Source organism: Ornithinibacillus sp. FSL M8-0202, assembly GCF_037975285.1.
GTDB classification, from domain to species: Bacteria; Bacillota; Bacilli; order Bacillales; family Amphibacillaceae; genus Ornithinibacillus; species Ornithinibacillus massiliensis.
Genome location: NZ_CP150248.1, coordinates 105,817 through 130,023, shown reverse-complemented (window position 1 = coordinate 130,023; position 24,207 = coordinate 105,817). Strand labels below are relative to the sequence as shown.

Below are 24,207 nucleotides of genomic sequence, written 5' to 3'. Positions count from 1 at the left end.
GATATAGACAAAAAACTCTAAAGGAGTTCGTAATGAATGCGAATTAAACCAGTACAGATTCAGAAACAAACTAAATTAATGCGTGATTATCGCAATCAACATAAATCTATTATGGAATTCTTTGATTATGGAATGAATGATTATGAAAGCAGACTTCAAGAATTAAACCAACGTACATATAAGCGGGAAGAATTGGTTGAGGTACTATATCATTTAAATCAAAGCTTTGGGGCACCTGAGAAGACGTTTCGAAATATTGAGCGTCTGAAGGATGAACAAAGTGTTGTGGTTGTAGGTGGTCAACAGGCGGGGATATTAACTGGACCTTTATATTCCGTTAACAAGGTTATCTCCATTATTCAATTAGCTAGACAGCAAGAGAAAGAATTGGGTATTCCAGTTATCCCGGTGTTTTGGATAGCTGGTGAGGATCACGATTTTGAAGAAATTAATCATATTTATTTACAGGTAAAAAATAAGATGAAGAAATTTAAAGTTGGTCAACGATTACTGGATAAGCGATCTGTTTCGAGAATTGAAGTAGAGGAGCCGATTATATTTGATTGGTTAGAGTCCATTTTTGAACAGTTAGCCGAAACAGAGCATACGAAAGATATCTATTCCATGATAGAAGGTTGTCTACATCAATCTACTACATATGTTGATTTTTTTGCTAGGTTAATTTTCTTATTATTTGAAGAAGATGGTATCGTTCTGATGGATTCAGGAAATGAAAAAATTAGAAGGATCGAATCGGATTACTTTGTAGAAATGATTAGTAGGCAACAGGAAATTAGTAATGGTGTGTGTCATGCCTATTCGAAGCTAGCATCGAATGATTATTCTGTGGCGTTAGATGTATCACCAGAAAATGGAAATTTATTTTATCACAAAGATGAAGAGCGTATCCTTCTAACGAAAAATCAGGAAGGGAATTGGGTAGGTAAACAACTAGAGGTTATTTTTACAACAGATGAATTAATGGAAATAGCTAAAAAAACACCAGAGAAATTAAGTAACAATGTTGTAACCCGCCCACTAATGCAGGACTTGCTTTTACCAACTTTAGCATTCATTGGTGGACCTGGTGAGATTAGTTATTGGGCTGTGTTAAAGCCTGCATTTCATGCAATGGAAATGAAGATGCCACCGGTTGTACCAAGGCTATCGTTTACCTATATGGATCGAAAAACAGAGAAAACATTAAACAAGTACCATATATCCGCTGAATTAGCACTGAATGGTGGAATAAGTGAAATCAGAAAAGCTTGGTTTAAAGAGAAGGTTAATCCCCCGATTGAAGAAACGGTAGAGGAATTGAAGAAGAAGATAACCGAAGCTCATGAACCACTCCGGGCGATTGCTCGTCAGGTACGTGCAGATATACGTGATCTAGCTGAAAAGAACTTAGATTATTTGATTCGTGATGTAGCATTTTTAGAGAAAAGAATGGTTCATGCCCTAGAAGAACAATATCATATAGAATTAAACGAATTCACACTACTTGAAAATATGTTATATCCTGGTGGATTACAAGAAAGAGTCTGGAATCCACTCCCTTTCATCAATGCATATGGTTTACATTTCTTTCAGGAGATTAGTGCCGAGGATTGTTCTTTTGAAGAAGAACATTACGTTGTGTATATTTAATCCTCCACTTCCTCCCACCTTTTTAACATACTGTCTTTCCTATCATCTAGAAATGCCTGAGAATGCTTACTGTATAAGCTTCTAGGTGGTTTCTAAAAATAGGGGAGGCAGTATTTTTTTAGTTATAAATACCTAATTTAGTCGTTTTGATCACTTTTTTAGAAAAACGAGTGGTGGAAAGTGGGGGGATGTGGTAATATAAGTGTATGAAAGTGGGGGCGACTACATGTTCATGGGTGAATTCCAACATAACTTTGATACAAAGGGTCGAATCATTGTCCCTTCCAAGTTCCGTGATGAGCTTGGCGAACGTTTTGTGGTTACCCGTGGATTAGATAAATGTCTGTTCGCCTATCCCATGACTGAATGGAGTCTTATTGAGGAAAAATTAAAAAAACTCCCACTCACTAAAAAAGATGCTAGAGCCTTTACGCGATTTTTCTTCTCAGGTGCGGTCGAATGCGAAGTAGACAAGCAGGGAAGAATAAATATTCCACAACCTCTTCGGAATTACGCTGGTTTAGATAAAGAGTGTGTGGTAATTGGGGTATCAAATCGAATAGAATTTTGGGCTAGTGAAAATTGGGAAGACTATTTTAATGAGTCTGAAGAATCCTTTGCAGAAATTGCTGAAAATCTAATGGACTTTGATATCTAATGGTAAATTCGCTAACGAGGTGTACACATGTTTGATCATTACACAGTTTTAAAAGAAGAATCAATAAAAGGATTAAATATTAAGTCAGATGGTATTTATGTGGACTGTACATTAGGAGGTGGAGGACATTCTGAAAGAATCGCCTCACAGCTTAATGAAAATGGACTGCTTATTGCTTTTGATCAAGATAGTGATGCATTACAAGCAGCTAAAGAACGTCTGAAGCTATACCAGGACAGAATATTATTCATTCACAATAATTTCCGTAATTTAGAAGAAGAATTACGAAACCATAACATAGATCATGTTGATGGTATACTATTTGATCTTGGGGTTTCATCTCCTCAGTTAGACCGTGGGGAGCGAGGCTTTAGTTACCAGCATGATGCAAAGCTCGATATGAGAATGAATCAAGACCAAGAATTATCAGCCTTTGAAATTGTTAACCACTGGTCATATAATGAATTAGTTTCCATCTTTTTTAAGTATGGTGAAGAGAAGTTTTCGAAGCAAATCGCTCGAAAAATTGAAGAATATCGTAAAACTAATACGATTGAAACGACCTTTCAGCTAGTGGATCTTATAAAAGATGCTATACCTGCTCCAGCACGAAGAAAGGGAGGACACCCTGCAAAACGCATCTTCCAAGCTATTCGAATCGCTGTCAATGATGAATTGCAAGCATTTCACGATGCCCTTCATCAAGCGGCACGAATGGTTGATGTAGAAGGAAGAATTGCAGTTATTACCTTTCATTCTTTAGAAGATCGTATTTGTAAACAAGCTTTTAAAAAATGGAGTACTCATAAACAAACACCGAAAAATTTACCGGTGATACCGAAAGAATATGAAGCGCCATTTAAACTTATCAATCGGAAACCAATTGTTGCAGATGATAATGAATTAGAAGAAAATCGTAGATCAAGATCAGCCAAGTTACGTATTGTAGAAAAAGTAGGTAAATGGTCAAGTGATTTTGAATATGGGGAAGGGTGGAATAAATAATGGCAGCAAATCATGCAAGAAGTTGGGAACAATCATATACTTCCTATCAGCCGCAAGTGGAGAAAAAAGTCGTTATTCGGAAGAAAAGCTGGATAACGAAAGGTGAAAAAATGCTATACTCATTTGTAGCAGCTTGTCTCTTAATTGCAGGGGGATTTGTTGTTTCCTACTCCTCGTCAATGGATACACTTAATCGCGATATTCAAAACTTAGAACAAACTATCGCTAATCAACAAGTAGTAAATGAAAATTTACTCTTCGAAATAAAAGATTTAAGTAGACCTGAGCGAATTACCCAATTCGCTAAAGAACATGGATTCACTATTCAAGCTGCTGAAATTAAACAAGCCAATGCTTTCAACCAATAGAAGGTGATTCCTAATGAATAAGAACCGTACAACCCATGCTATGGCTGGAGTGTTAATGGTGGTCTTCATCATGGCATTTTTAATTGTTACAGGACGTTTTTTATATATTCAAGCTTCAGGTGAAGTGGACGGCGTTTCACTTGATGAATGGGCAAAAAAAGTTAGAACAACCGCTTACACATTAGATGCCGAACGCGGCAAGATTTATGACAAAAATGGCATGATGTTGGCATATGATATGCCTACCTTTCGAATGTATGCCATTGTAGATGAAGCATATTCAGAAAATCTAGAGGAGCCACAGCATGTTGTTGATCCAGTTGAAACAGCAGATAAGTTGGCTCCTTTGTTAAATGCAGATAGAGACTATCTATTGGAACGTTTAAATAATGGTTTAAGTAATGAAAAAGCTAAACAAATAGAGTTTGGAACAATTGGTAAGGGTATCTCCATTCAAACAAAGGAAGAAATAGACGCTTTGAAATTACCAGGGATTAATTTTGTTCGTGAAAACATTCGATACTATCCAAATGGTATGTTTGCTTCTCATATAATAGGGTTTGCCCGAGAAACGAACCCGGAAGATGATGAGGAAGCAGAGGCAGAAATTGAAGGAGTTGCCGGGATCGAGCGTGAAATGAATGAATTATTAAAAGGCAAGAATGGCTTTATATCCTATCAACGAGATATCTATAATAAAAAATTACTAAAACCAAATGAAATTATCCAATTGCCGGACAATGGGGATGATGTATATTTAACGATCGATCAAAAAATCCAAACTTTACTTGAGGATGTTTTATCTCAGGTGGATGAAAAATATGCCCCAGAACGGATGACAGCAATCGTAATGAATCCAAAAACTGGTGAAATTATCGCAATGAGTAATCGACCAAGTTATAACCCGAATAATCCAGCAAATGTGAAGAATTGGTATAATGATGCGATATCAACGCCATTCGAACCAGGTTCTACTATTAAAATGTTTACATGGGCTGCTGCAATAGAATCAGGGGTGTATAAGGGTAGTGACAGTTATAAATCTGGCCAATATCAAATCAGTAACAATATCACACCTGTAAAGGATTTTAATGGTGGTAAAGGTTGGGGAGTAATCTCGTATGATGAAGGTTTTGCTAGATCTTCAAACGTTGCTGCAAGTAAATTAGTTTGGGAAATTATGGGGCCAGAAACCTTCTTAGAATACTTAAAAGCCTTTGATTTTGATAAGCCTTCAGGAATTGACTTACCAGGAGAAGTTACTGGGCAGATTCTGTATAATTGGCCATTAGAAAAAATTACAACGTCATTTGGGCAAGGAAGTACAGCCACACCAATTCAAATCATGAAAGCAGCAACAGCAATTGCTAATGATGGTAAAATGGTACAGCCGTATGTTATTGATAAAATAGTAGACCCAGATACTGGGACTATAATAGAAAATCATGAAACGACAGTAGTTGGCGAGCCAATATCAAAAGAAACAGCTCAACAAGTTAGAGAATTACTTGTTTCTGCTGTTCAATCTGAACATGCTACAGGGAGTCGTTTTCATTTAGATGACTATTCGGTAGGTGGTAAGACTGGTACTGCACAAATTCCTAACCCTGATCAACCAGGTTACCTAACAGGGAATGAAAACTATGTCTTTTCATTCCTAGGAATGGCTCCGGCTGATGATCCTGAATTGATGATGTATGTTTCTGTTAAGCAGCCAACATTAGAATTTGAATCTGGTGTTGAACCTGGTTCTGCTCCTGTATCCTTTATTTTTAATAATGTAATGGAAAACGCTTTGCATTATTTAAATATTGACCCTGATAGAGGGGAATCGACTAATGATGTTAAAGCTTCTGAGATTCCGAATGTAGTAGGGAAATCCGTATCTTCAGTGAAGGAAACTTTAACCAAAATCGGAGTAAATTATACTGTCGTCGGATCAGGAAATAAGGTAGTGGGGATAAGTGTAGAAGAAGGAACTAAAGTATTACCAAATGAACGTGTATTAATATTAACGGATCACCCTACCATGCCTGATATTCTTGGTTGGTCCCTTAGAGATGTATTGAAGCTTAGTGAGATGATGGAATTAGAAACAGAACCCTTAGGAAATGGTTTTGTTATCACCCAAAGTATTGAACCAGGCAGTGACTTAAGTAAAGGTGCTTACCTTGGGGTTGAGCTTAAAACACCTAAGGAACTAAAAGAAATGGAAGTAAAAGGCGACGAAAGTTCCGAAGCAGAGGAAACGGAAGCGGAAGAATCTGCGGACAGTTTTGAATAAGTGAGTGGCTAATTTTACAAAAATAAGAAAAAACAGTGTTCTAATCAAAAATTAACGACATATAGTTGATACAAGCCTATCTATGTGAAGGAGATGGACTATGAAACGTGTATCAACTGTTACAGTTAGAAAACGATTAGTCGCTGTTTTTCTTATTGGTATCATGATTTTGGGGATAATTGATTTTCGCTTAGGTTATGTTCAATTTGTTTTAGGTGAGGAACTAGTGGAAAAAGCGGACGAGTCTTGGAGTAGGAATGTCAAGTTTCAACCAGAAAGAGGGAGAATCCTAGATGTCAATGGCACTATCCTAGCAGAAAATGTAACAGCGCCATCTATCGTTGTTGTCCCAAGACAAATTAATGACCCCGAGGATACAGCTAATAAGCTGGCACAAATTTTGGACATGTCTAAGGAAAAGGCATATGAATATGTGACTAGATCTGCTAGCTCAGTAAATCTTCATCCGGAGGGTAGAAAGATATCTGAAGAGCAAGAACGGGCAATTCGCAAATTAAATATGGATGGCGTATATTTAGCGAAGGATTCCTCAAGACATTATCCTTTTGGAGATGATTTATCACATGTTCTTGGTTTTGCAGGAATCGATAACCAAGGTCTTATGGGGCTAGAACTATATTATGATGAAATGTTAAAAGGAAAGCAGGGGAGTTTATCCTTTTACTCAGATGCTAAAGGAAGAAGGCTTGATCAGTTAGCTGATGTGTACAAAGCCCCCGAGGATGGATATGATTTAGTTACTACCATCGATTCAAAAATACAGACGATAGTGGAACGCGAGCTGGATTTGGCAGTTGCGAAGTATAAACCTGATGGAGCATTAGCTATTGCAGTTGATCCAAAGACTGGCGGTGTACTAGCAATGACAGCTAGACCGAATTTTAATCCAGAGAATTATCAGGACGTAGATCCTTCAGTGTATAATCGTAACTTACCAATATGGAGTACATATGAGCCCGGCTCTACGTTTAAAATTATTACATTAGCTGCAGCACTAGAAGAGAAAGCTGTAGACCTTCATGAAGATCGTTTTTTTGATCCTGGCTACATTGAAGTTGGCGGTGCAAGGCTTCGTTGTTGGAAGGCAGGAGGGCATGGAGATCAGACGTTTTTAGAGGTCGTCCAAAATTCTTGTAACCCTGGTTTTGTTCATTTAGGTCAAGAGTTAGGTAAGGAAAAGTTATTCTCTTATATTAAGAAATTTGGTTTTGGAACAAAAACAGGAATCGATTTGCAAGGTGAGGGATCTGGGATTTTATTTAAGCCTGAAAATGTTGGGCCGGTAGAACTTGCCACAACCGCATTTGGTCAAGGTGTATCGGTTACGCCTATCCAACAAGTAATGGCTGTATCTGCTGCAATAAATGGTGGTTATTTATATGAACCGTTTATTGCGAAACAATGGGTAGACCCTCAATCAAATGAAATAGTTTCTGAAACAGAACCAAAATTGAAAAATCGGGTGATTTCAAAAGAGACTTCTAAAGAAATACGACTTGCTTTAGAAAGTGTTGTGGCAAAGGGAACCGGTAGACCTGCATATGTCGATGGGTATCGAGTAGGCGGAAAGACAGGTACCGCACAAAAAGTCGGCCCCAATGGTGGCTATTTAGAAAATAATCATATCGTTTCGTTCATTGGTTTTGCACCGGCAGATGATCCGGAAATTGTTGTCTATGTTGCGGTGGATAATCCTAAAGGTGTTCAACAATTTGGTGGTACTGTTGCTGCGCCTATTGTAGGGAATATAATTGGGGATAGTCTCCGTGTGATGGGAGTTAAGCCACGAGAAGACGGTTTAGAAAAAGAATATCTATGGCCTGAACAGCCTAATGTTGAGGTTCCGGAATTAATCGGGACTAAGAGAAATGAATTATTGCAAATTTTGTCAGACCTTTCCATTGAAGCAAGTGGTACCGGAGACTACATTATTGATCAAGAACCTGCTGCCGGTACAAAGGTAGAACCAGGATCAACCGTTAGAATCTATCTATCTGATGAAAAAGTAACACATGAAGAGGAAGAAGAATAATAGTGAAGTAGACATGAATGTAAAATCAATGATTTGCAAAGAAAAAGATTCAGGATAGCTTATTCTTTTGTTATAATATATTGGGTGTGAATGTCATGTAGAGGGTATTAACCCTCTTAATTCACATCTATTTAGAGAATATTATTGGAGAAAGGAAGATATCTTTATGCGATTAAAGGAAATTCTTTCTTTTCATCCATTCGCTAATCAATTCTCTGCACTTTACGACCTAGAAATTAACACTATAAAAATGGATTCAAGAGAGATTACTAACGGAGATATGTTTGTTTGTATTAATGGTTTTACCGTAGATGGTCATGATTATATCGAAGAAGCTATTGAGAATGGTGCTATTATTGTTGTAGCCGAGCGGAATGTTGAAGCAGCGGTTCCAGTAATCGTGGTGGAAGATACAGTGCGATTTTTGGCAATGGCAGCTGCATGCTTTTATCAATATCCTACTAGTAAGTTACCGTTAATTGGCGTAACAGGTACGAATGGTAAAACAACGGTTACTTATTTATTAGAAACCATTTTTAAGCAATATGGAAAGAAAACGGGTGTAATAGGAACCATACAAATGAAAATTGGCGAGGACGTGTATCCTGTAGATAACACAACCCCCGATGCTTTATTTTTACAACGAACAATTAGGGAAATGATTGACCAAGAGGTAGAACAAGTAATCATGGAAGTATCCTCCCATGCGTTAGATCAAGGTAGGGTTTATGGATGTGATTATAACACGGCTATCTTTACCAATTTAACCCAGGATCATTTAGATTATCATGATTCCATGGATGACTACTTAAGGGCTAAAAGTCTTCTATTTGCCCAATTGGGGAATAGCTATGATTGTAACGCTAAGAAATTTGCCATTATTAATCAGGATGATCCAGCATCTAAAAAATTTATTCGTTCTACTGCTCAGCCTGTTATCACCTATGGTATTGATCATGATGCCATGGTTATGGCCAAATCGATTTACTTAACATCAACAGGAACTACCTTTTTATTACGTACTCCTGATGGGGATACTATGATTAATAGTAAACTAATTGGTAAATTTAATGTTTCTAATATGTTGGCTGCAACTGCTGCTGCTCTATCGAATGGAATTCCTTTGGATGTTATCAAAAGTGCGCTGGAAACCATTCCTGGTGTGCATGGTCGATTTGAATTAGTACCACATTCCCAATCCTTTTCTGTGATAGTGGATTACGCACATACTCCTGATTCGTTGGAAAATGTGTTAACGACAATCCAAGAATTAGCTAAGGGTAAGGTTTATGTGGTTGTCGGTTGTGGTGGTGATCGAGACAGGACAAAGCGACCGATAATGGCTAAGATAGCATTGCGATACGCTGATGAAGCGATATTTACTTCCGATAATCCTCGTACAGAAGAACCTGAAATGATATTAGAGGATATGGTTAATGGATTAACCCCTGAAGATGGTCAGTATCAAATGATCGTTGACCGTCGTAAAGCTATTCATCAAGCTATTCATCAAGCGGTTAAAGATGATATTATATTAATTGCAGGAAAAGGGCATGAAACCTATCAGCAAATTGGCCTTGTAAAGTATCACTTTGATGATCGTGAAGTGGCCAAAGAAGCATTGTTACTTAAGGAGAATTGAATTATGTTATTTACATGTAATTGGCTATCCGATGTCTTTCCAAATGTTAAAGGAAAGATGTATGGAGATAAACAAATTAAAACCTTTTTTACAGATAGTAGAATCGTATCAGAGGATGCATTATTTATCCCCATAGTTGGGGATAAATTTGATGGGCATGAATTTATCATGCAAGCATTGGAGAATGGTGCGATAGCAAGCCTATGGGATAAAAGCAAACCGCTTCCAGATGGATTGCCAGAAGATTTCTTGATTTTTTATGTAGACGATACAACGAAGGCTTTACAACATTTAGCTAGTTGTTATCGGGATGAAGTGAATCCTATAGTTGTAGGAATTACAGGCTCTAATGGGAAGACGACAACGAAAGACATTGTCGCTGCCATTGCGAAAGAAAAATATAAAACGCATTTTACAGATGGAAATTTTAATAATGAATTCGGTCTACCATTTACAATATTGTCCATGCAACGAGATACCGAGATGCTCGTATTAGAAATGGGGATGAGTAGCTTTGGAGAGATTGAATTACTATCGAATATAGCAAAACCGGATTACGCAATTATTACGAATATTGGCGAATCCCATATTGAGTACCTCGGTTCGAGAGAAGGGATTGCCAAGGCTAAATTAGAGATAGTAAGTGGACTAAAAAAACACGGTAAACTAATTATAGATGGAGATGAAGCACTACTATCCCATGTTCATCAGAATGAAAATGTGGTGAAAGTTGGTTTTAGTGAACATAATGACTTTATCATTTCTAATATTGAGCTATTACGTGAAAAGACTTCCTTTACAGGTTCAGATGGAATAACGTATACTGTATCTCTATTAGGCTCACACAATGCTAAGAATGCAGGCTTTGGGATTGCATTAGGTGAATTAATTGGAATTGATAAGGATAAAATTCAACATGCACTAGAGTCTCTGACACTTACAGGAATGCGATTGGAAATGCTGACAGGTAAAAACGGAGTTGCTATTATTAATGATGCTTATAATGCCTCTCCTACTTCCATGATGGCAGCTATTCAAGTGGTACAAAAGATGAATGGCTTTCGTAATAAAGTATTAGTACTTGGCGATATTTATGAGTTGGGTGCAGATTCTAAAAGCTTACATGAAACGGTTGCAGATGCAGTAAATGAATCGATTTCGTACATTTACACCGTAGGAGAAGACTCAGCCGTAATTGGTCGAGCAGTTAAAAGGAAATTCCCAGAAATGCTAGTGCAGCATTTTTCTCAAAAAGAAGCGGTACTACCAGAATTAGCACAGCACTTGAATCAAGATACGTTAATTTTATTTAAGGCATCTAGGGGAATGAAACTTGAATCGATAATTGAAGAAGTTAAATAAATGTAATAAAGTTAAATGGTTGGACGGTTGGTAATAAAGGAGGAAAATTCGTGAATATTCTTGGACTAGTAATAACAATAGCTATAGCTTTTCTGATTACCGTCCTTTTGTCCCCAATTTTAATTCCCTTTTTAAGGCGTTTGAAATTTGGACAAAGCATACGGGAAGAGGGACCAAAGTCTCACATGAAAAAAACTGGTACCCCTACAATGGGGGGGATTATGATTGTACTGAGTATCGTCATTACATCCATTGTTATGGCAAGTAAGTATGGTGGGTTCGGTTATGAACTAGGATTATTATTATTTGTTTTATTGGGATATGGTTTATTAGGATTTTTAGATGATTTTATTAAGGTTGCATTAAAGAGGAATTTAGGCTTAACCTCTAAACAAAAAATGTTAGGTCAAATTATTATTGCAATTATATTTTATATTATTCTAAGGAATCAAGGGTTCCCAACATATATTCAAATACCAGGTACTGATATTCAGTGGGATCTAGGGATTGGTTACGCAATTTTAATTGTATTTATGTTGGTAGGTGCTTCAAACGGTGTAAATTTAACAGATGGCCTAGACGGATTATTATCTGGAACAGCTGCAATTGCCTTTGGTGCTTTTGGTATTCTTGCTTGGTACGGCACACCACAAAATGAAGTAGCCATCTTCTCCTTAGCTGTGGTAGGTGCGTTATTAGGCTTTTTAGTATTTAATGCTCACCCGGCTAAAGTATTTATGGGGGATACCGGTTCCCTTGCACTTGGCGGTGCTATAGCAGCAGTAGCGATATTAACCAAGTTAGAAATTTTATTAGTAATTATCGGTGGAGTCTTCGTTTTAGAAACTTTATCTGTTATGATTCAAGTAGTGTCATTTAAAACTACCGGTAAACGAGTATTTAAAATGAGCCCTCTACATCATCATTATGAACTAGTTGGTTGGTCTGAGTGGAGAGTTGTGACCACGTTTTGGATTATGGGGCTTGTTTTTGCTGCTCTAGGTATTTACATTGAGGTGTGGTTAGGTTGAATAAATTAGTTGATTTTCCTTATTCCCATGTTCTCGTTTTAGGACTTGCTAAAAGCGGTACTGCCGCAGCTAAAGTTTTACTTGAAAATGGTATAAGGGTTCGTGTTAATGATTTAAAAGCAAATGAAAACGATGAAGGTGTTCGATACTTACAGGAATTGGGAGCTGAAGTAATTGTAGGCTCTCACCCGATGTCTGTCCTTGACAATATTGACCTTGTTGTAAAGAACCCTGGTATACCATATGAAAATATGATCTTACAAGCTGCCAGTAATGAGGGAATACCAATTGTTACTGAAATTGAATTAGCTGGTATATTAGCTAATGGCCCTATAATTGGTATAACAGGATCTAATGGTAAAACTACCACAACGACCTTAATATATGAAATGCTGAAGCAGAGTAAGGTTCCAGCAAAGCTAGCAGGTAATATAGGTATCGTTGCAACCGATATAGCAAGAGAACTCCAACCGAATGAAAAGATGGTGTTGGAGCTTTCTTCATTTCAGTTAATGGGTATTCAATCCTTTAGACCTAAAATAGCTGTCTTACTTAATATTTTTGAAGCACATCTTGATTATCATAAAACGATTGATAACTATAAACAGGCAAAAGCAAATATATTTTACAACCAAGTAGAAGATGATTATCTAATTTATAATGCAGATGAGCCTAATGTTGTGGACGTTGTTAAGGATGCTAAATCAATCAAGGTACCTTTTTCTGTTTCGAAAAAATTAGAAGAGGGGGCCTGGGTAGAGCAAGACTATATATACTTTAATGGAGATAGAGTAATCGCTTTAAAGGATATCGTATTAGTTGGCGAGCATAATTTAGCGAATATACTAGCAGCGGTTTGCGCAGCTAAATTGAGTGGAGCAAGTAATCAAGGGATATATCGTGTTCTCTCATCGTTTGTAGGAGTGAAGCACCGGTTCCAATTTGTAGAAAAGATAAATAGTCGTTTATTCTATAACGATTCTAAAGCAACTAATATTCTTGCGACCCAGAAAGCATTAAATGCCTTTAGCCAGCCAACAATCCTGTTAGCAGGTGGACTGGATCGAGGAAATGATTTTGATGAGTTAATTCCGTATCTTGAGAATGTAAAGGCTATGGTTGTTTTTGGTCAAACAGCGGAGAAATTACAGGAAGTTGCACAGAAGGCTGGTATTTCTACCATAACTCGCGCAATAGACGTACAAGATGCAACACAAAAGGCTTATGAAATATCAGAGCCTGGTGATGTCATCCTTTTATCACCAGCCTGTGCAAGCTGGGACCAATACAAGACTTTTGAAGAAAGAGGAGACATGTTTATACAAGCCGTGCATACAATGAAGTAGGGGCGGTTTAAGTGATACGTACAATAAAACTTAATATGATTATTTTTATTGGAAATGCCCCTAACACATAATGGATGTAAGGGGTGTTTTTTTTGTTTAAGAAAGAGATGTCAGTTAAGGACAAGCCAGACTATTTCTTATTTAGTGTCATTATATTGTTGTTAATAATAGGAATCGTAATGGTGTACAGTTCCTCGTATATATGGGCTGAATATAAATATGATGATTTATTCTATTTTGTTAAAAGGCAGTTGCTGTTCGCGGGTGTTGGAGTAGTAGGAATGTTGTTTTTTATGTATATTCCGTATAGTAATTGGGCGAAGTATTCCAAGGTCATATTAATCGTATGTTTTTCGCTTTTATTACTTGTATTAATTCCTGGAGTAGGACTAGTTCGTGGGGGTGCCCAAAGCTGGATAGGTGTTGGGGCTTTTAGTATTCAACCATCGGAATTTATGAAATTGGGTTTGATTATATTTTTATCTGTATATTTATCGGTGAATCAGAAGTATATAACCTCATTTAGGAAGGGATTTTTTCCAGCTTTAATACTTGTTTTCACTGCTTTTGGATTAATTATGTTACAGCCAGACTTAGGTACAGGTATGGTTTTAGTATTAACTTGTATGATCATGATTTTTGTTGCAGGTGCGAGAATTTGGCATTTTGTTGGCTTAGGCTTGCTAGGTTTAGCTGGTTTTGCGTTACTCATTCTGTCGGCACCATATCGGATAAGCAGAATCACTGCTTTTCTCAATCCTTGGGAGGATCCATTAGGGGATGGCTTCCAAATTATACAATCACTTTATGCTATTGGTCCAGGTGGTTTAATGGGAGTAGGATTGGGGAATAGCTTACAGAAGTACTTTTATTTACCAGAACCACAGACTGATTTCATATTTGCTATTTTAGGTGAGGAGCTTGGGTTTATTGGCGGTACAATCCTTTTATTGCTATTTGGATTATTATTTTGGCGAGGGATAAGAATAGCGATAGAAGCACCAGATGGATTTGGTAGATTCCTAGCTTTAGGTATTGTGTCGATGTTAATTGTTCAAGTTATGATCAATATTAGTGTTGTGATCGGACTAATTCCAGTTACTGGGATAACGTTACCATTCTTAAGCTATGGCGGTTCATCCTTAACGCTAACCTTATGTTCAGTAGGGATATTATTAAATATAAGTCGTAGTGCTAAAGTATAGCATTCTTCTATATAGAAAAATTTTATTGTCAAACTATTTGATTGCGGACTATATGTTTTAGGACAGGTTGTGTTATAATTTAATTAACTCAACAAAACGGCATCTAGCATGCCGTTTTCATGTGTTAATTTTACAAAAAGGAAAGAATAGGAATGGAAAAAGAAAAGATTGTTTCAATAGAGGATCGTATACCTAAGTTGAAGCAAGCACGTAAAAAAAAGGCCAACCGGCGCCTTATATTTTACTTATCTATTTTTTTCTTCTTAATAGCTATCATTGTCTATCTTCAGTCACCATTAAGCCATGTGAAATCAATCATTGTAACTGGCAATTCTTTTTATCCAGAAGATGAGGTGATTGAGCAAAGTGGTATCGCGAAGGGTACAAATATATGGACAATAAATAAAGAGGAAATCATTCAAACTCTTGAAAACGACCCCTTAATAAAGAATGCGGAAGTAGAAACGAAACTACCTTGGACGGTTGAAATTCATTTAATAGAACATGAACGAGTTGGTTACATAAAAAAGGAAAATGAATTCTATCCAGTTCTAGGGAATGGAACCGTTCTAGAAGAAAGTAAAATAAAACGTTTATCAGGAGATGCCCCATTACTACTAAGCTTCTCACAAGAAGATGTGCTAGTGGAAATGTCGAAGGAATTGAGTAACCTACCTAATAATATTTTAAACATCATTTCTGAAATACATTGGACACCTACAGATAAGAATAAGAACGACATCACACTTTATATGACTGATGGGTTCATGGTCCAGTCCTCCATACGAAATTTCTCAGAAAAGATGAAGGTATATCCATCCATTGCATCTCAGCTTGAACCAGGCAGCGAAGGAATTATCCATATCGGTGTAGGTGCCTATTTTGAGCCATTTAACCAAGAAATAACGGAGGAAGAAATTATTTCAACAGATGGTGACGAATAGCATAGTTGTGGAAAATTCTATGATATGGATGGTAGATTTTCTTAAAAATCAATAGATTTTCAAGAGAAATATCCAATATTTATTTCTTTTTTAGAGAAAATCCTTTAAAATAATAGATTATAGTATAGTTAACACAAATAAATGGATACAAACATCGCATTAAGAAATAGACTTCGTTTTTTGATGCTTCTGAAATAGGAGGTGCCTTTGTTGAACAACAATGATATACTGGTCAGTCTTGATATAGGTACAACAAATATTAAAGTAATTATTGGTGAAGTTTTAAATGATTCATTGAACATTATTGGTGTTGGTACAGCAAAATCAAACGGAATGAAAAAAGGTGCTATTGTAGATATCGATCAGACAGTTCATTCTATTCGTAATGCAGTAGAGCAAGCAGAACGAATGGTAGGAATGCAAGTGGAAAGTGTAGTAGTTGGAATCACTGGAAATCACATACAATTACAACCATGTCATGGTGTAGTGGCTGTTCAAAGTGAAAATCGTGAAATTACCAATGAGGATGTTAAACGTGTAATTGATGGTGCTCAAGTTATTTCTATTCCACCTGAACGGGAAATCATCGACGTCATTCCGAAGCAATTTATTGTAGATGGACTTGATGAAATTACGGATCCAAGAGGGATGATTGGGGTTCGCTTGGAAATGGAAGGTACCATTATTACATGCTCAAAAACCGTATTACATAACATTCTAAAATGTGTGGAACGTGCCAACTTAAAAGTGGCAGACATTTGCTTGCAACCTCTTGCAGCAGGTAAAGTAGCACTTTCTAGGGATGAAAAGAACTTAGGTGTCGCATTGATCGATGTCGGCGGTGGCTGCACAACAGTTTCTGTATTTGAAAATGACCATATTGCTTCCACTAGTGTAGTGCCACTTGGTGGTGATAATATCACAAAGGATTTGTCTATAGGTCTTAGAACAACGACTGAAGAAGCTGAAGACATTAAACTAAATCATGGTCATGCCTTTTATAATGATGCTCAAGAAGATGAAGTGTTTGAAGCATCGATTATTGGAAGTAATGCGAAGCAGACCTTTAATCAACTTCAAATTGCTGACATGATTGAAGCTAGACTTGAAGAGATTTATGCGTATGCAGAGCGAGAAATCCGTAGAATGGGTTATCATGAGTTACCAGGTGGCTATGTTCTAACTGGCGGTACAATGAAAATGCCTGGGGCACTAGAACTGGCTGGAGACGTTTTTCAGGCAAATGTTCGGATTGCAATCCCGGATTATATCGGAGTTCGTGAATCACAATTTACAGCAGGGGTTGGGATTTTACAGTTTGCGTATCATAATGCAAAGATTCAAGGGAAGGAATTATTCCCAGGAATTACTGTATCAATGGAAGAACCAAAACCGAAACGGACAAAAAAACAACCTACTCAAACTACCACAACGAAAACGAAAGAGAACAATAAAAAAGAGTCTGGAATTGCTAATTTATTTAAGTATTTCTTCGATTAATCAGCGTTCCCACATTAAAATTAGCTTCTAGAAATCTTGTAATTTGCATATTAGGAGGAACGAAAAATGTTAGAGTTTGATACAAGTATTGACCAATTAGCAACGATTAAAGTTATCGGTGTCGGTGGAGGCGGAAATAACGCTGTAAACCGAATGATTGACCATGGTGTTGAAGGTGTTGAATTTATAGCTGTTAATACAGATGCACAAGCATTAAATTTATCCAAAGCGGAAACGAAATTACAAATTGGTGGCAAACTTACGAGAGGACTTGGGGCAGGTGCCAATCCGGAAGTAGGTAAAAAAGCTGCTGAAGAAAGCAAAGAACAATTAGAAGAAGTATTACAAGGTGCAGATATGATTTTTGTAACTGCTGGTATGGGTGGAGGAACTGGTACTGGTGCTGCGCCAGTTATTGCACAAATTGCTAAAGATTTAGGTGCCTTAACAGTAGGTGTAGTAACTCGCCCATTTTCATTTGAAGGACGAAGAAGATCGAACCAAGCTGTTTCTGGAATCGATGCATTAAAGAATAATGTGGATACATTAATTGTTATTCCAAATGATCGATTACTAGAAATTGTGGATAAAAACACACCGATGTTAGAAGCATTTAGAGAAGCGGATAATGTTCTTCGTCAAGGTGTACAAGGTATTTCCGATTTAATTGCTAAACCAGGTCTTATTAACGTGGACTTTGCTGACGTTAAAACAATTATGTTTAATAAAGGATCTGCATTAATGGGTATTGGTGTTGCAACTGGTGAGAATCGTGCGACAGAAGCAGCTAAAAAAGCTATTTCTTCACCATTATTAGAAACTTCTATTGATGGTGCACATGGTATCCTGATGAATATTACTGGTGGTACTAATTTAAGTTTATACGAAGTACAAGAAGCTGCGGACCTCGTAACCAATGCTGCAGATGAAGAGGTTAACGTTATCTTTGGATCCGTAATAAATGAAGATCTTAAAGATGAGATTATTGTTACCGTTATTGCGACTGGATTTGATGAAAACAAAAAACCTGAACAACCAACGAGACAACGTCCTGCTGTAAATCAAACACAGCATGCAGCAACGAGAGTGAATGAAGAAGTAACTAAAGAACAACCACAACAAGCACGTCCTCGTCAAGAAGAAGATGTGTTAGACATTCCAACGTTTTTACGTAATAGAAATCGTAATCGCTAAGAATTTCTTAATAGAGAGACTTTCTATAAGGGAAGTTTAATTGAAACGACAATAATCAAAAATCTCGTATCACGGAATAGGTGGTACGAGATTTTTTTGTTGAGTCGATATTTAGACATTAGTATTTCAATAGAAACGATATGTTTTCCCTCTAAGTAGCTACTATACAATGACAAGCTGCACCGTAATTCCACTAACCTCGTCGATTCATCATAAGTTTCCGCTCATAAATATCCCCGAATGCTAAAATTACGAATTATTGACTAAGACCCTCGACATAACTAGTTGAAATTAGCTTATTTTTGCATACAAGAACTGACAGACTTCGCTTGATAACTAGTTTATACTTCTTTTTAGCAGATAGGAAAGCAAGAATAATTTTCCCAACTAGTAAAAGAAATCTAACGCATTGCTAGTGATTATGAGAATGCGAGTTTTTTCTAATACGTTATTTTACCAATGAATCCATTATATACGCTTTTTCCGTAACCGATTCAGACCAAATGTAAGGAGTGAATCTCTTCAATGTTATAACCAACCTACTCTCTTCATGCCCTAGAAAGGAAGAATAGTATGACTATTTACCTTGACGCAGTTTGGGTGTTGAATTTCCTTTTAGATTTAATGCTTTTGATGTTAACGCAAGCATTAAGCAGAGTGTATACCCCTAAAGGGAGATTAGTCTTAGGAGCCATTGTTGCGTCTTTCATTGTACCAATAACACTCTATTTTCCTAATGCATATATCTCTACGGTATTTGGTAAGATACTTTATTCTATTCTCATCATCGCAGTTACATTCCGTTTTGTATCTGTAAAACAAATGATGAAGCAGCTTTTATTGTTTTATTTTGTAACGTTCACAATCGGTGGAGGACTGTTCGCGGCACATTATGTATTACAAAACCCGATTGCTCTTTCGGCTTCAGGATTTTTATCATTTAGTAATGGATATGGTGATCCGGTTAGTTGGCTATTTGTTGCTATTGGATTTCCGATTGCTCTTTGGTTTACAAAGAATCGTATGGACAAGCACGTGGTAGAAAAGATTCGCTATGATCAACTCTATGAAGTTTGCTTAACGATTCATAATAAAAGCTTTACAACTACTGGATTTATTGATAGTGGTAATCAATTAGTCGATCCATTAACGAAAAGGCCTGTGGTCATTTGTGATGAGTCTTTTTTAAAACAATGGTTTCAACACGACGATTGGATCAAATTAAGGCAGGCCTACGAGAATTTTAATATGGAAGATATCCCTGTGAACTGGGCTAGTTATATGCAAGTTGTTCCTTTTCACGGTGTGGAAGGTAGAAGTAATTTTCTCTTTGCATTAAAGCCTGACAATCTAGCTATTTACTATGGAGAACAACAAATTGTTGCTAGTAAACTATTAATCGGCATCCAATTTTCTGATTTAACAGATGACAAAAGCTATCATTGTTTATTACACCCGCAACTAATAAAATTAGCAACTATTCATTCAGCATAAAAAAGGAGCGATACAAATGGAAAAATTAAAATTAAAATTTCGGGTTTGGTGGTATAAGTTATTAGTTAAATTAGGTTTTAAACCAAAAGAAATTTATTACATAGGTGGTAGTGAAGCATTGCCTCCACCGTTATCTAAGGAAGAAGAAAGCGAATTATTAGTGTTACTAACCAAAGGAGATTCTTCAGCAAGATCTGTACTCATCGAACGAAATCTTCGTTTAGTCGTATACATTGCAAGGAAATTTGAGAATACGGGGATTAATATAGAGGACTTAATTAGTATAGGCACCATTGGACTAATTAAAGCAGTTAACACGTTTAATCCAGAAAAAAAGATAAAGCTTGCAACATATGCTTCTCGTTGTATTGAGAACGAGATTCTCATGTATTTAAGAAGAAACAATAAGCTTAAATCCGAAATTTCCTTTGATGAGCCATTGAATATAGATTGGGATGGGAATGAGCTGCTATTATCTGATGTGTTAGGCACGGAGGAAGATGTTATTACGAAAAATTTAGAAACAAAAGTTGATAAGCATCTATTGCAAAATGCTTTATCACAGTTAAATGCTAGAGAAAAACAAATAATGGAATTGAGATTTGGTCTTGTAGGTGAGGAAGAAAAAACACAAAAAGATGTAGCGGATATGTTAGGTATTTCGCAATCCTATATTTCTCGATTAGAGAAGAAGATTATTCGTAGGTTAAAAAAAGAATTTAATAAGATGGTGTAGCTTGATATAGCAAGAATTAATGGGGTTGATATATTTTAAATCAATGATTCACACTGCATAAATTTTTCCTTCCTAGGAGATACTGTCCATGAACAGCATCTCCAACTGGGAGGGTACAGAATGACTAGACATAAAGTAGTAATATGCGGTGTAGACACATCTAAGCTACCTGTTTTAACAAACGAAGAAATGCGAGCACTTTTTATTAAAATGCAAGAGGGAGATATCTACGCAAGAGAAGAATTAGTTAATGGGAATCTCCGCTTAGTGTTAAGCGTAATCCAACGATTTAATAATCGTGGTGAATATGTAGATGACCTGTTTCAAGTTGGTTGTATCGGACTAATGAAATCAATTGATAATTTCGATTTAAGTCATAATGTGAGATTTTCTACTTATGCCGTACCGATGATTATTGGTGAAATTCGTAGGTATTTACGTGACAATAATCCAATACGTGTATCTCGTTCTTTACGAGATATTGCGTATAAAGCACTTCAGGTACGTGAGAAATTAATTAATAAAACGTCAAAAGAACCTACTCCAGCTGAAATAGCTGAAGAAATGGGGGTGCCACATTCGGATGTCGTATTTGCAATGGATGCCATACAAGATCCAGTATCTCTATTTGAACCAATTTACAATGATGGTGGCGACCCGATATATGTAGTCGATCAAATTAGTGATGATAAAGATAGGGATGATACCTGGGTAGACAAGCTTTCCTTGAAGGAAGGAATGCATCAACTAAATGAACGAGAAAAAATGATACTTAATAAACGCTTCTTCCAAGGGAAAACACAAATGGAGGTTGCCGACGAAATCGGAATCTCCCAAGCACAAGTGTCCAGATTGGAAAAAGCTGCAATTAGTCAAATGAATAAACAAATGTTTGAATAGTGATATAAGAGGCTAGGACAAAACGAAAACAAAGGTAATAAAAAACGAACAATCACCACATTAGCCCCGGAAATATACGGAGACTCCTGTGGGAGGCTCATCAGCAGCCCGCGGAAAAGCGTAGAATATTTCTGGGGCTGGTTTGATGCGCTAACTTTCATGTTCGGTTTATCCTATGTTAGAAATAGTTTTGCCCCAGCCTCTATTTCATGTAATATAATCTTAGCCGGAGTAAATAATTTTTCATTGGCTAAGCCCTGAATGAACTCTTGGACTAGTGCATATATATCACTAGTAAGGGTAGGTGAAACGGGTGATTACATTATCTGATTTGCAAGCAAAAGAACTAATCGTTATTAATGACGGAAGAAGATTAGGACATATTTCCGATCTAGAGATTGATCCTGATCGTGGAAGAATAATTGCTTTGGTTATTTATAACCGCGAAAAAAAGGGAGGTTTCTTTGGAAAACCTGATGAATTAATGATATATTGGGAGCAAATCGTCACAATTGGTTCTGACGTGATTTTAGTAAAAGATGTTGACGGGGCTAAATTATATCTTGAATAATTTATTCTAGCAGGGGGAATTACGTTGCAAGACATATTCCAATATGATGGAAATTCATTGCTTCATATAAATAAATGGAAGGAAATGGAACCAAGCTTAACCGTCGGATTTACAACTCGTCATGGTGGTGTTAGTAAGCAACCATTTCATACAAACAATATGGGATTGCATGTTTTTGATGATGTGGAAGACGTAATTGTAAATCGAAAAAGACTAGCCACATCCCTACATATTCCACTAGATAACTGGGTAAGTGGTGAGCAGGTCCATCATTCTGAAGTACATATTGTTGATTCTCAGGATGCTGGTAGAGGAGCAACTACTGTAGAATCGTCCTTAACAGGAATAGACGGATTGATTAGTAATCAAAAAGGAATACTATGTACAGCCTTTTTTGCCGATTGTGTGCCTCTATTCTTTTTTGATCCGGTAAAGAAATACGTAGGTATTGCCCACGCAGGCTGGAAAGGAACGGTTGCTAGAATTGCTGAGAAAACGATCATGAAATTTATCCAACTCGGTTCGGCTCCTAAAGATATACGTGTAGCGATTGGTCCTTCTATATCTACTGAAAATTACGAGGTAGATAACTATGTGAAAGATCGTATACCACAGAAGTTTCATGACGTGGTGTTGACCGAGACAGGTCATGAACGCTATTTGTTAGATTTAAAACAATTAAATGTCGAAATTCTTGTACAAGCTGGCGTGTTTCGTAGTAATATAGATGTAACATCTTACTGTACGTATCGGGATGAAAATTTTTTTTTTTCACATCGGCGGGATAAAGGAAAAACCGGTCGAATGTTAGGATATATTGGTTTTACTGGTTAGTGGTAAGGAGGAGTATATGTCATCATGGATGTTGCACAAAACTTAGCAGAAATTAAAACAAAAATCAATGAAGCTAGTAATAAGGTAAATCGAGATCCGAATGAGATTACCATTATTGCTGTAACGAAATATGTTACAATAGAAAGAACGATGGAAGCAATCGAAGCAGGAATAGCTGATCTTGGAGAAAATCGTCAAGAAGGATTTTTAGAAAAGTATGATCAAATACAAGACAATGCTACATGGCATTTTATTGGTAGTCTACAAACAAGGAAAGTAAAAGATGTAATAAATAAGGTAGATTATCTTCATTCTTTGGATAGACTGTCATTAGCAAAAGAAATTGAAAAGCGTGCCTCATCTACTGTTAATTGTTTTATCCAGGTTAATGTAAGTGGTGAGGAATCCAAGCACGGGCTACATCCGGATGATGTAATGGGATTTGTTGAGAAAATTTCTGAATACACTAAAATACGTATTGTTGGGTTAATGACCATGGCTCCACATACGGAAGATAAGGAGCTACTACATCAAGTATTTGGTAAACTTAGAAATTTACGAGATATGATTAAAGAAAAAAACTATCCTTTTGCTCCATGTGAGTATTTATCTATGGGAATGAGTAATGATTATGGTATTGCAATTGAGGAAGGTGCAACCCATATTCGAATCGGTTCTAAGCTAGTTGGGGCTAATAAGTGAGGTGGATAATTTGAGTATTAAGAACAAGTTAAAGACATTATTTGCTATGGACGATGAATATGAATACGTGGAAGAAGAAGTAGCTACATCTTCCTCTAATAACGTAATTCCAGCTACTAGTAATAATGTAATTAACTTACAAAGTGTTAAAACGAGTTCATCCAAAGTAGTACTCTGTGAACCAAGAACGTTTGATGAAGCACAGCAAATTGCAGATAATATTGTCAATAAACGAACTGTTGTCATTAATTTACAACGGGTTGAACATTATGAGGCAAAGAGAATTATAGATTTCTTAAGTGGGACAGTGTATGCCGTTAACGGGGTTATTCAACGTTTAGGTTCACAAACATTCCTCTGTGCACCAGATAATGTTGATGTCTCTGGCTCTATCACAGAAGCATTCGAAGAAGAATTCAATAAAGGATGGTAAAGTAGATTATGTCGTTATATACGTTATTTTTGATTTTGTCTAATGTATTGCGTGTTTATAGTTTCGGATTAATTATTTATATTTTCATGTCATGGTTTCCCGGAGCAAGAGAATCATCATTTGGGGAAATACTCTCGAAATTGTATGAACCATATTTAGAACCTTTCCGTAAGTTTATCCCACCACTAGGAATGATCGATATTTCACCTATTGTGGCGATTATCGTGTTACAGTTAGCAGGATTCGGGCTATGGGCTGTTTATGATATGTTAGTACGATTGGTAATTGGGTGATT

The 24,207-nt window shown here is 36.7% G+C and carries 22 protein-coding genes; all 22 read left to right on the top strand.

The window, feature by feature from the left end; genetic code table 11:
* Positions 1-36 precede the first annotated feature (36 nt).
* The 22 genes from bshC (at position 37) to MKY78_RS00540 (ending at position 24,205) form a co-directional block, all read left to right on the top strand.
* Positions 37-1,650: a bacillithiol biosynthesis cysteine-adding enzyme BshC gene (gene bshC, locus MKY78_RS00645; protein WP_339215435.1), complete on the top strand. Its 1,614-nt coding sequence runs from the start codon at positions 37-39 to the stop codon at positions 1,648-1,650.
* Positions 1,651-1,876: 226 nt separating this feature from the next.
* Positions 1,877-2,308, top strand: a complete 432-nt coding sequence (mraZ, locus tag MKY78_RS00640; protein ID WP_339215434.1) for a division/cell wall cluster transcriptional repressor MraZ — start codon at positions 1,877-1,879, stop codon at positions 2,306-2,308.
* A 27-nt stretch (positions 2,309-2,335) separates the two neighbouring features.
* Positions 2,336-3,313 carry a 16S rRNA (cytosine(1402)-N(4))-methyltransferase RsmH gene (gene rsmH / locus MKY78_RS00635; protein WP_339215433.1) on the top strand — a complete coding sequence of 326 codons (978 nt, stop codon included), beginning with the start codon at positions 2,336-2,338 and terminating at the stop codon, positions 3,311-3,313.
* Positions 3,313-3,681 (top strand): cell division protein FtsL, encoded by a 369-nt coding sequence (gene ftsL, locus MKY78_RS00630; RefSeq protein ID WP_339215432.1) that lies wholly within the window; start codon positions 3,313-3,315, stop codon positions 3,679-3,681. The genes rsmH and ftsL overlap by 1 nt, the downstream gene beginning before the upstream one ends.
* Before the next feature lie 13 nt (positions 3,682-3,694).
* The gene (locus MKY78_RS00625) at positions 3,695-5,965 is read left to right on the top strand and encodes a penicillin-binding protein (protein WP_339215431.1); all 2,271 of its coding nucleotides are present in this window, start codon (positions 3,695-3,697) and stop codon (positions 5,963-5,965) included.
* A gap of 100 nt (positions 5,966-6,065) precedes the next feature.
* Positions 6,066-8,018, top strand: coding sequence for a stage V sporulation protein D (locus MKY78_RS00620; protein ID WP_339215430.1), 1,953 nt, complete (start codon positions 6,066-6,068; stop codon positions 8,016-8,018).
* 166 nt (positions 8,019-8,184) lie between these two features.
* A complete protein-coding gene (locus MKY78_RS00615; protein ID WP_339215429.1) occupies positions 8,185-9,660 on the top strand; it encodes a UDP-N-acetylmuramoyl-L-alanyl-D-glutamate--2,6-diaminopimelate ligase in 1,476 nt (491 codons plus the stop codon).
* 3 nt (positions 9,661-9,663) lie between these two features.
* Positions 9,664-11,022 carry a UDP-N-acetylmuramoyl-tripeptide--D-alanyl-D-alanine ligase gene (gene murF / locus MKY78_RS00610; RefSeq protein WP_339215428.1) on the top strand — a complete coding sequence of 453 codons (1,359 nt, stop codon included), beginning with the start codon at positions 9,664-9,666 and terminating at the stop codon, positions 11,020-11,022.
* Between the two features lie 56 nt (positions 11,023-11,078).
* Positions 11,079-12,053 (top strand): phospho-N-acetylmuramoyl-pentapeptide-transferase, encoded by a 975-nt coding sequence (mraY, locus tag MKY78_RS00605; RefSeq protein WP_339217776.1) that lies wholly within the window; start codon positions 11,079-11,081, stop codon positions 12,051-12,053.
* Positions 12,050-13,399, top strand: coding sequence for a UDP-N-acetylmuramoyl-L-alanine--D-glutamate ligase (gene murD, locus MKY78_RS00600; RefSeq protein WP_339215427.1), 1,350 nt, complete (start codon positions 12,050-12,052; stop codon positions 13,397-13,399). Before mraY ends, murD begins: the two co-directional genes overlap by 4 nt.
* 107 nt (positions 13,400-13,506) lie before the next feature.
* A complete protein-coding gene (spoVE, locus tag MKY78_RS00595; protein WP_339217775.1) occupies positions 13,507-14,604 on the top strand; it encodes a stage V sporulation protein E in 1,098 nt (365 codons plus the stop codon).
* 152 nt (positions 14,605-14,756) lie between these two features.
* Positions 14,757-15,548: a cell division protein FtsQ/DivIB gene (locus MKY78_RS00590; RefSeq protein ID WP_339215426.1), complete on the top strand. Its 792-nt coding sequence runs from the start codon at positions 14,757-14,759 to the stop codon at positions 15,546-15,548.
* Between the two features lie 210 nt (positions 15,549-15,758).
* A complete protein-coding gene (gene ftsA / locus MKY78_RS00585; protein ID WP_339215424.1) occupies positions 15,759-17,048 on the top strand; it encodes a cell division protein FtsA in 1,290 nt (429 codons plus the stop codon).
* Positions 17,049-17,114: 66 nt separating this feature from the next.
* Entirely contained in the window at positions 17,115-18,242 is a 1,128-nt protein-coding gene (gene ftsZ / locus MKY78_RS00580; protein ID WP_339215423.1) for a cell division protein FtsZ, read from the top strand.
* 573 nt (positions 18,243-18,815) lie between these two features.
* Positions 18,816-19,736 carry a sigma-E processing peptidase SpoIIGA gene (spoIIGA, locus tag MKY78_RS00575; RefSeq protein ID WP_339215421.1) on the top strand — a complete coding sequence of 307 codons (921 nt, stop codon included), beginning with the start codon at positions 18,816-18,818 and terminating at the stop codon, positions 19,734-19,736.
* A 16-nt stretch (positions 19,737-19,752) separates the two neighbouring features.
* Positions 19,753-20,472: an RNA polymerase sporulation sigma factor SigE gene (gene sigE / locus MKY78_RS00570; protein WP_339215419.1), complete on the top strand. Its 720-nt coding sequence runs from the start codon at positions 19,753-19,755 to the stop codon at positions 20,470-20,472.
* Between the two features lie 120 nt (positions 20,473-20,592).
* Positions 20,593-21,372: an RNA polymerase sporulation sigma factor SigG gene (gene sigG / locus MKY78_RS00565; RefSeq protein WP_186868596.1), complete on the top strand. Its 780-nt coding sequence runs from the start codon at positions 20,593-20,595 to the stop codon at positions 21,370-21,372.
* A 313-nt stretch (positions 21,373-21,685) separates the two neighbouring features.
* A complete protein-coding gene (locus MKY78_RS00560; RefSeq protein ID WP_339217773.1) occupies positions 21,686-21,943 on the top strand; it encodes a YlmC/YmxH family sporulation protein in 258 nt (85 codons plus the stop codon).
* 24 nt (positions 21,944-21,967) lie between these two features.
* Complete coding sequence (pgeF, locus tag MKY78_RS00555; protein ID WP_339215416.1) at positions 21,968-22,777, top strand: peptidoglycan editing factor PgeF; 810 nt, start codon at positions 21,968-21,970, stop codon at positions 22,775-22,777.
* A 24-nt stretch (positions 22,778-22,801) separates the two neighbouring features.
* The gene (locus MKY78_RS00550; RefSeq protein WP_339215415.1) at positions 22,802-23,479 is read left to right on the top strand and encodes a YggS family pyridoxal phosphate-dependent enzyme; all 678 of its coding nucleotides are present in this window, start codon (positions 22,802-22,804) and stop codon (positions 23,477-23,479) included.
* Between the two features lie 10 nt (positions 23,480-23,489).
* Positions 23,490-23,912, top strand: coding sequence for a cell division protein SepF (locus MKY78_RS00545; protein WP_339215414.1), 423 nt, complete (start codon positions 23,490-23,492; stop codon positions 23,910-23,912).
* 8 nt (positions 23,913-23,920) lie between these two features.
* Positions 23,921-24,205: a YggT family protein gene (locus tag MKY78_RS00540; RefSeq protein WP_339215412.1), complete on the top strand. Its 285-nt coding sequence runs from the start codon at positions 23,921-23,923 to the stop codon at positions 24,203-24,205.
* The last annotated feature ends 2 nt before the right edge of the window (positions 24,206-24,207 follow it).

What these genes read in the sequence shown, in the direction of transcription:
- ftsL (WP_339215432.1), top strand. Translation starts at nt 3,313, where the DNA reads ATGGCAGCAAATCATGCAAGAAGTTGGGAACAATCATATACTTCCTAT.
- spoIIGA (WP_339215421.1), top strand. Translation starts at nt 18,816, where the DNA reads ATGACTATTTACCTTGACGCAGTTTGGGTGTTGAATTTCCTTTTAGAT.
- murF (WP_339215428.1), top strand. Translation starts at nt 9,664, where the DNA reads ATGTTATTTACATGTAATTGGCTATCCGATGTCTTTCCAAATGTTAAA.
- sigG (WP_186868596.1), top strand. Translation starts at nt 20,593, where the DNA reads ATGACTAGACATAAAGTAGTAATATGCGGTGTAGACACATCTAAGCTA.
- MKY78_RS00540 (WP_339215412.1), top strand. Translation starts at nt 23,921, where the DNA reads ATGTCGTTATATACGTTATTTTTGATTTTGTCTAATGTATTGCGTGTT.
- MKY78_RS00615 (WP_339215429.1), top strand. Translation starts at nt 8,185, where the DNA reads ATGCGATTAAAGGAAATTCTTTCTTTTCATCCATTCGCTAATCAATTC.
- rsmH (WP_339215433.1), top strand. Translation starts at nt 2,336, where the DNA reads ATGTTTGATCATTACACAGTTTTAAAAGAAGAATCAATAAAAGGATTA.
- spoVE (WP_339217775.1), top strand. Translation starts at nt 13,507, where the DNA reads ATGTCAGTTAAGGACAAGCCAGACTATTTCTTATTTAGTGTCATTATA.
- MKY78_RS00620 (WP_339215430.1), top strand. Translation starts at nt 6,066, where the DNA reads ATGAAACGTGTATCAACTGTTACAGTTAGAAAACGATTAGTCGCTGTT.
- mraZ (WP_339215434.1), top strand. Translation starts at nt 1,877, where the DNA reads ATGTTCATGGGTGAATTCCAACATAACTTTGATACAAAGGGTCGAATC.
- MKY78_RS00625 (WP_339215431.1), top strand. Translation starts at nt 3,695, where the DNA reads ATGAATAAGAACCGTACAACCCATGCTATGGCTGGAGTGTTAATGGTG.
- MKY78_RS00590 (WP_339215426.1), top strand. Translation starts at nt 14,757, where the DNA reads ATGGAAAAAGAAAAGATTGTTTCAATAGAGGATCGTATACCTAAGTTG.
- ftsZ (WP_339215423.1), top strand. Translation starts at nt 17,115, where the DNA reads ATGTTAGAGTTTGATACAAGTATTGACCAATTAGCAACGATTAAAGTT.
- MKY78_RS00550 (WP_339215415.1), top strand. Translation starts at nt 22,802, where the DNA reads ATGGATGTTGCACAAAACTTAGCAGAAATTAAAACAAAAATCAATGAA.
- bshC (WP_339215435.1), top strand. Translation starts at nt 37, where the DNA reads ATGCGAATTAAACCAGTACAGATTCAGAAACAAACTAAATTAATGCGT.
- sigE (WP_339215419.1), top strand. Translation starts at nt 19,753, where the DNA reads ATGGAAAAATTAAAATTAAAATTTCGGGTTTGGTGGTATAAGTTATTA.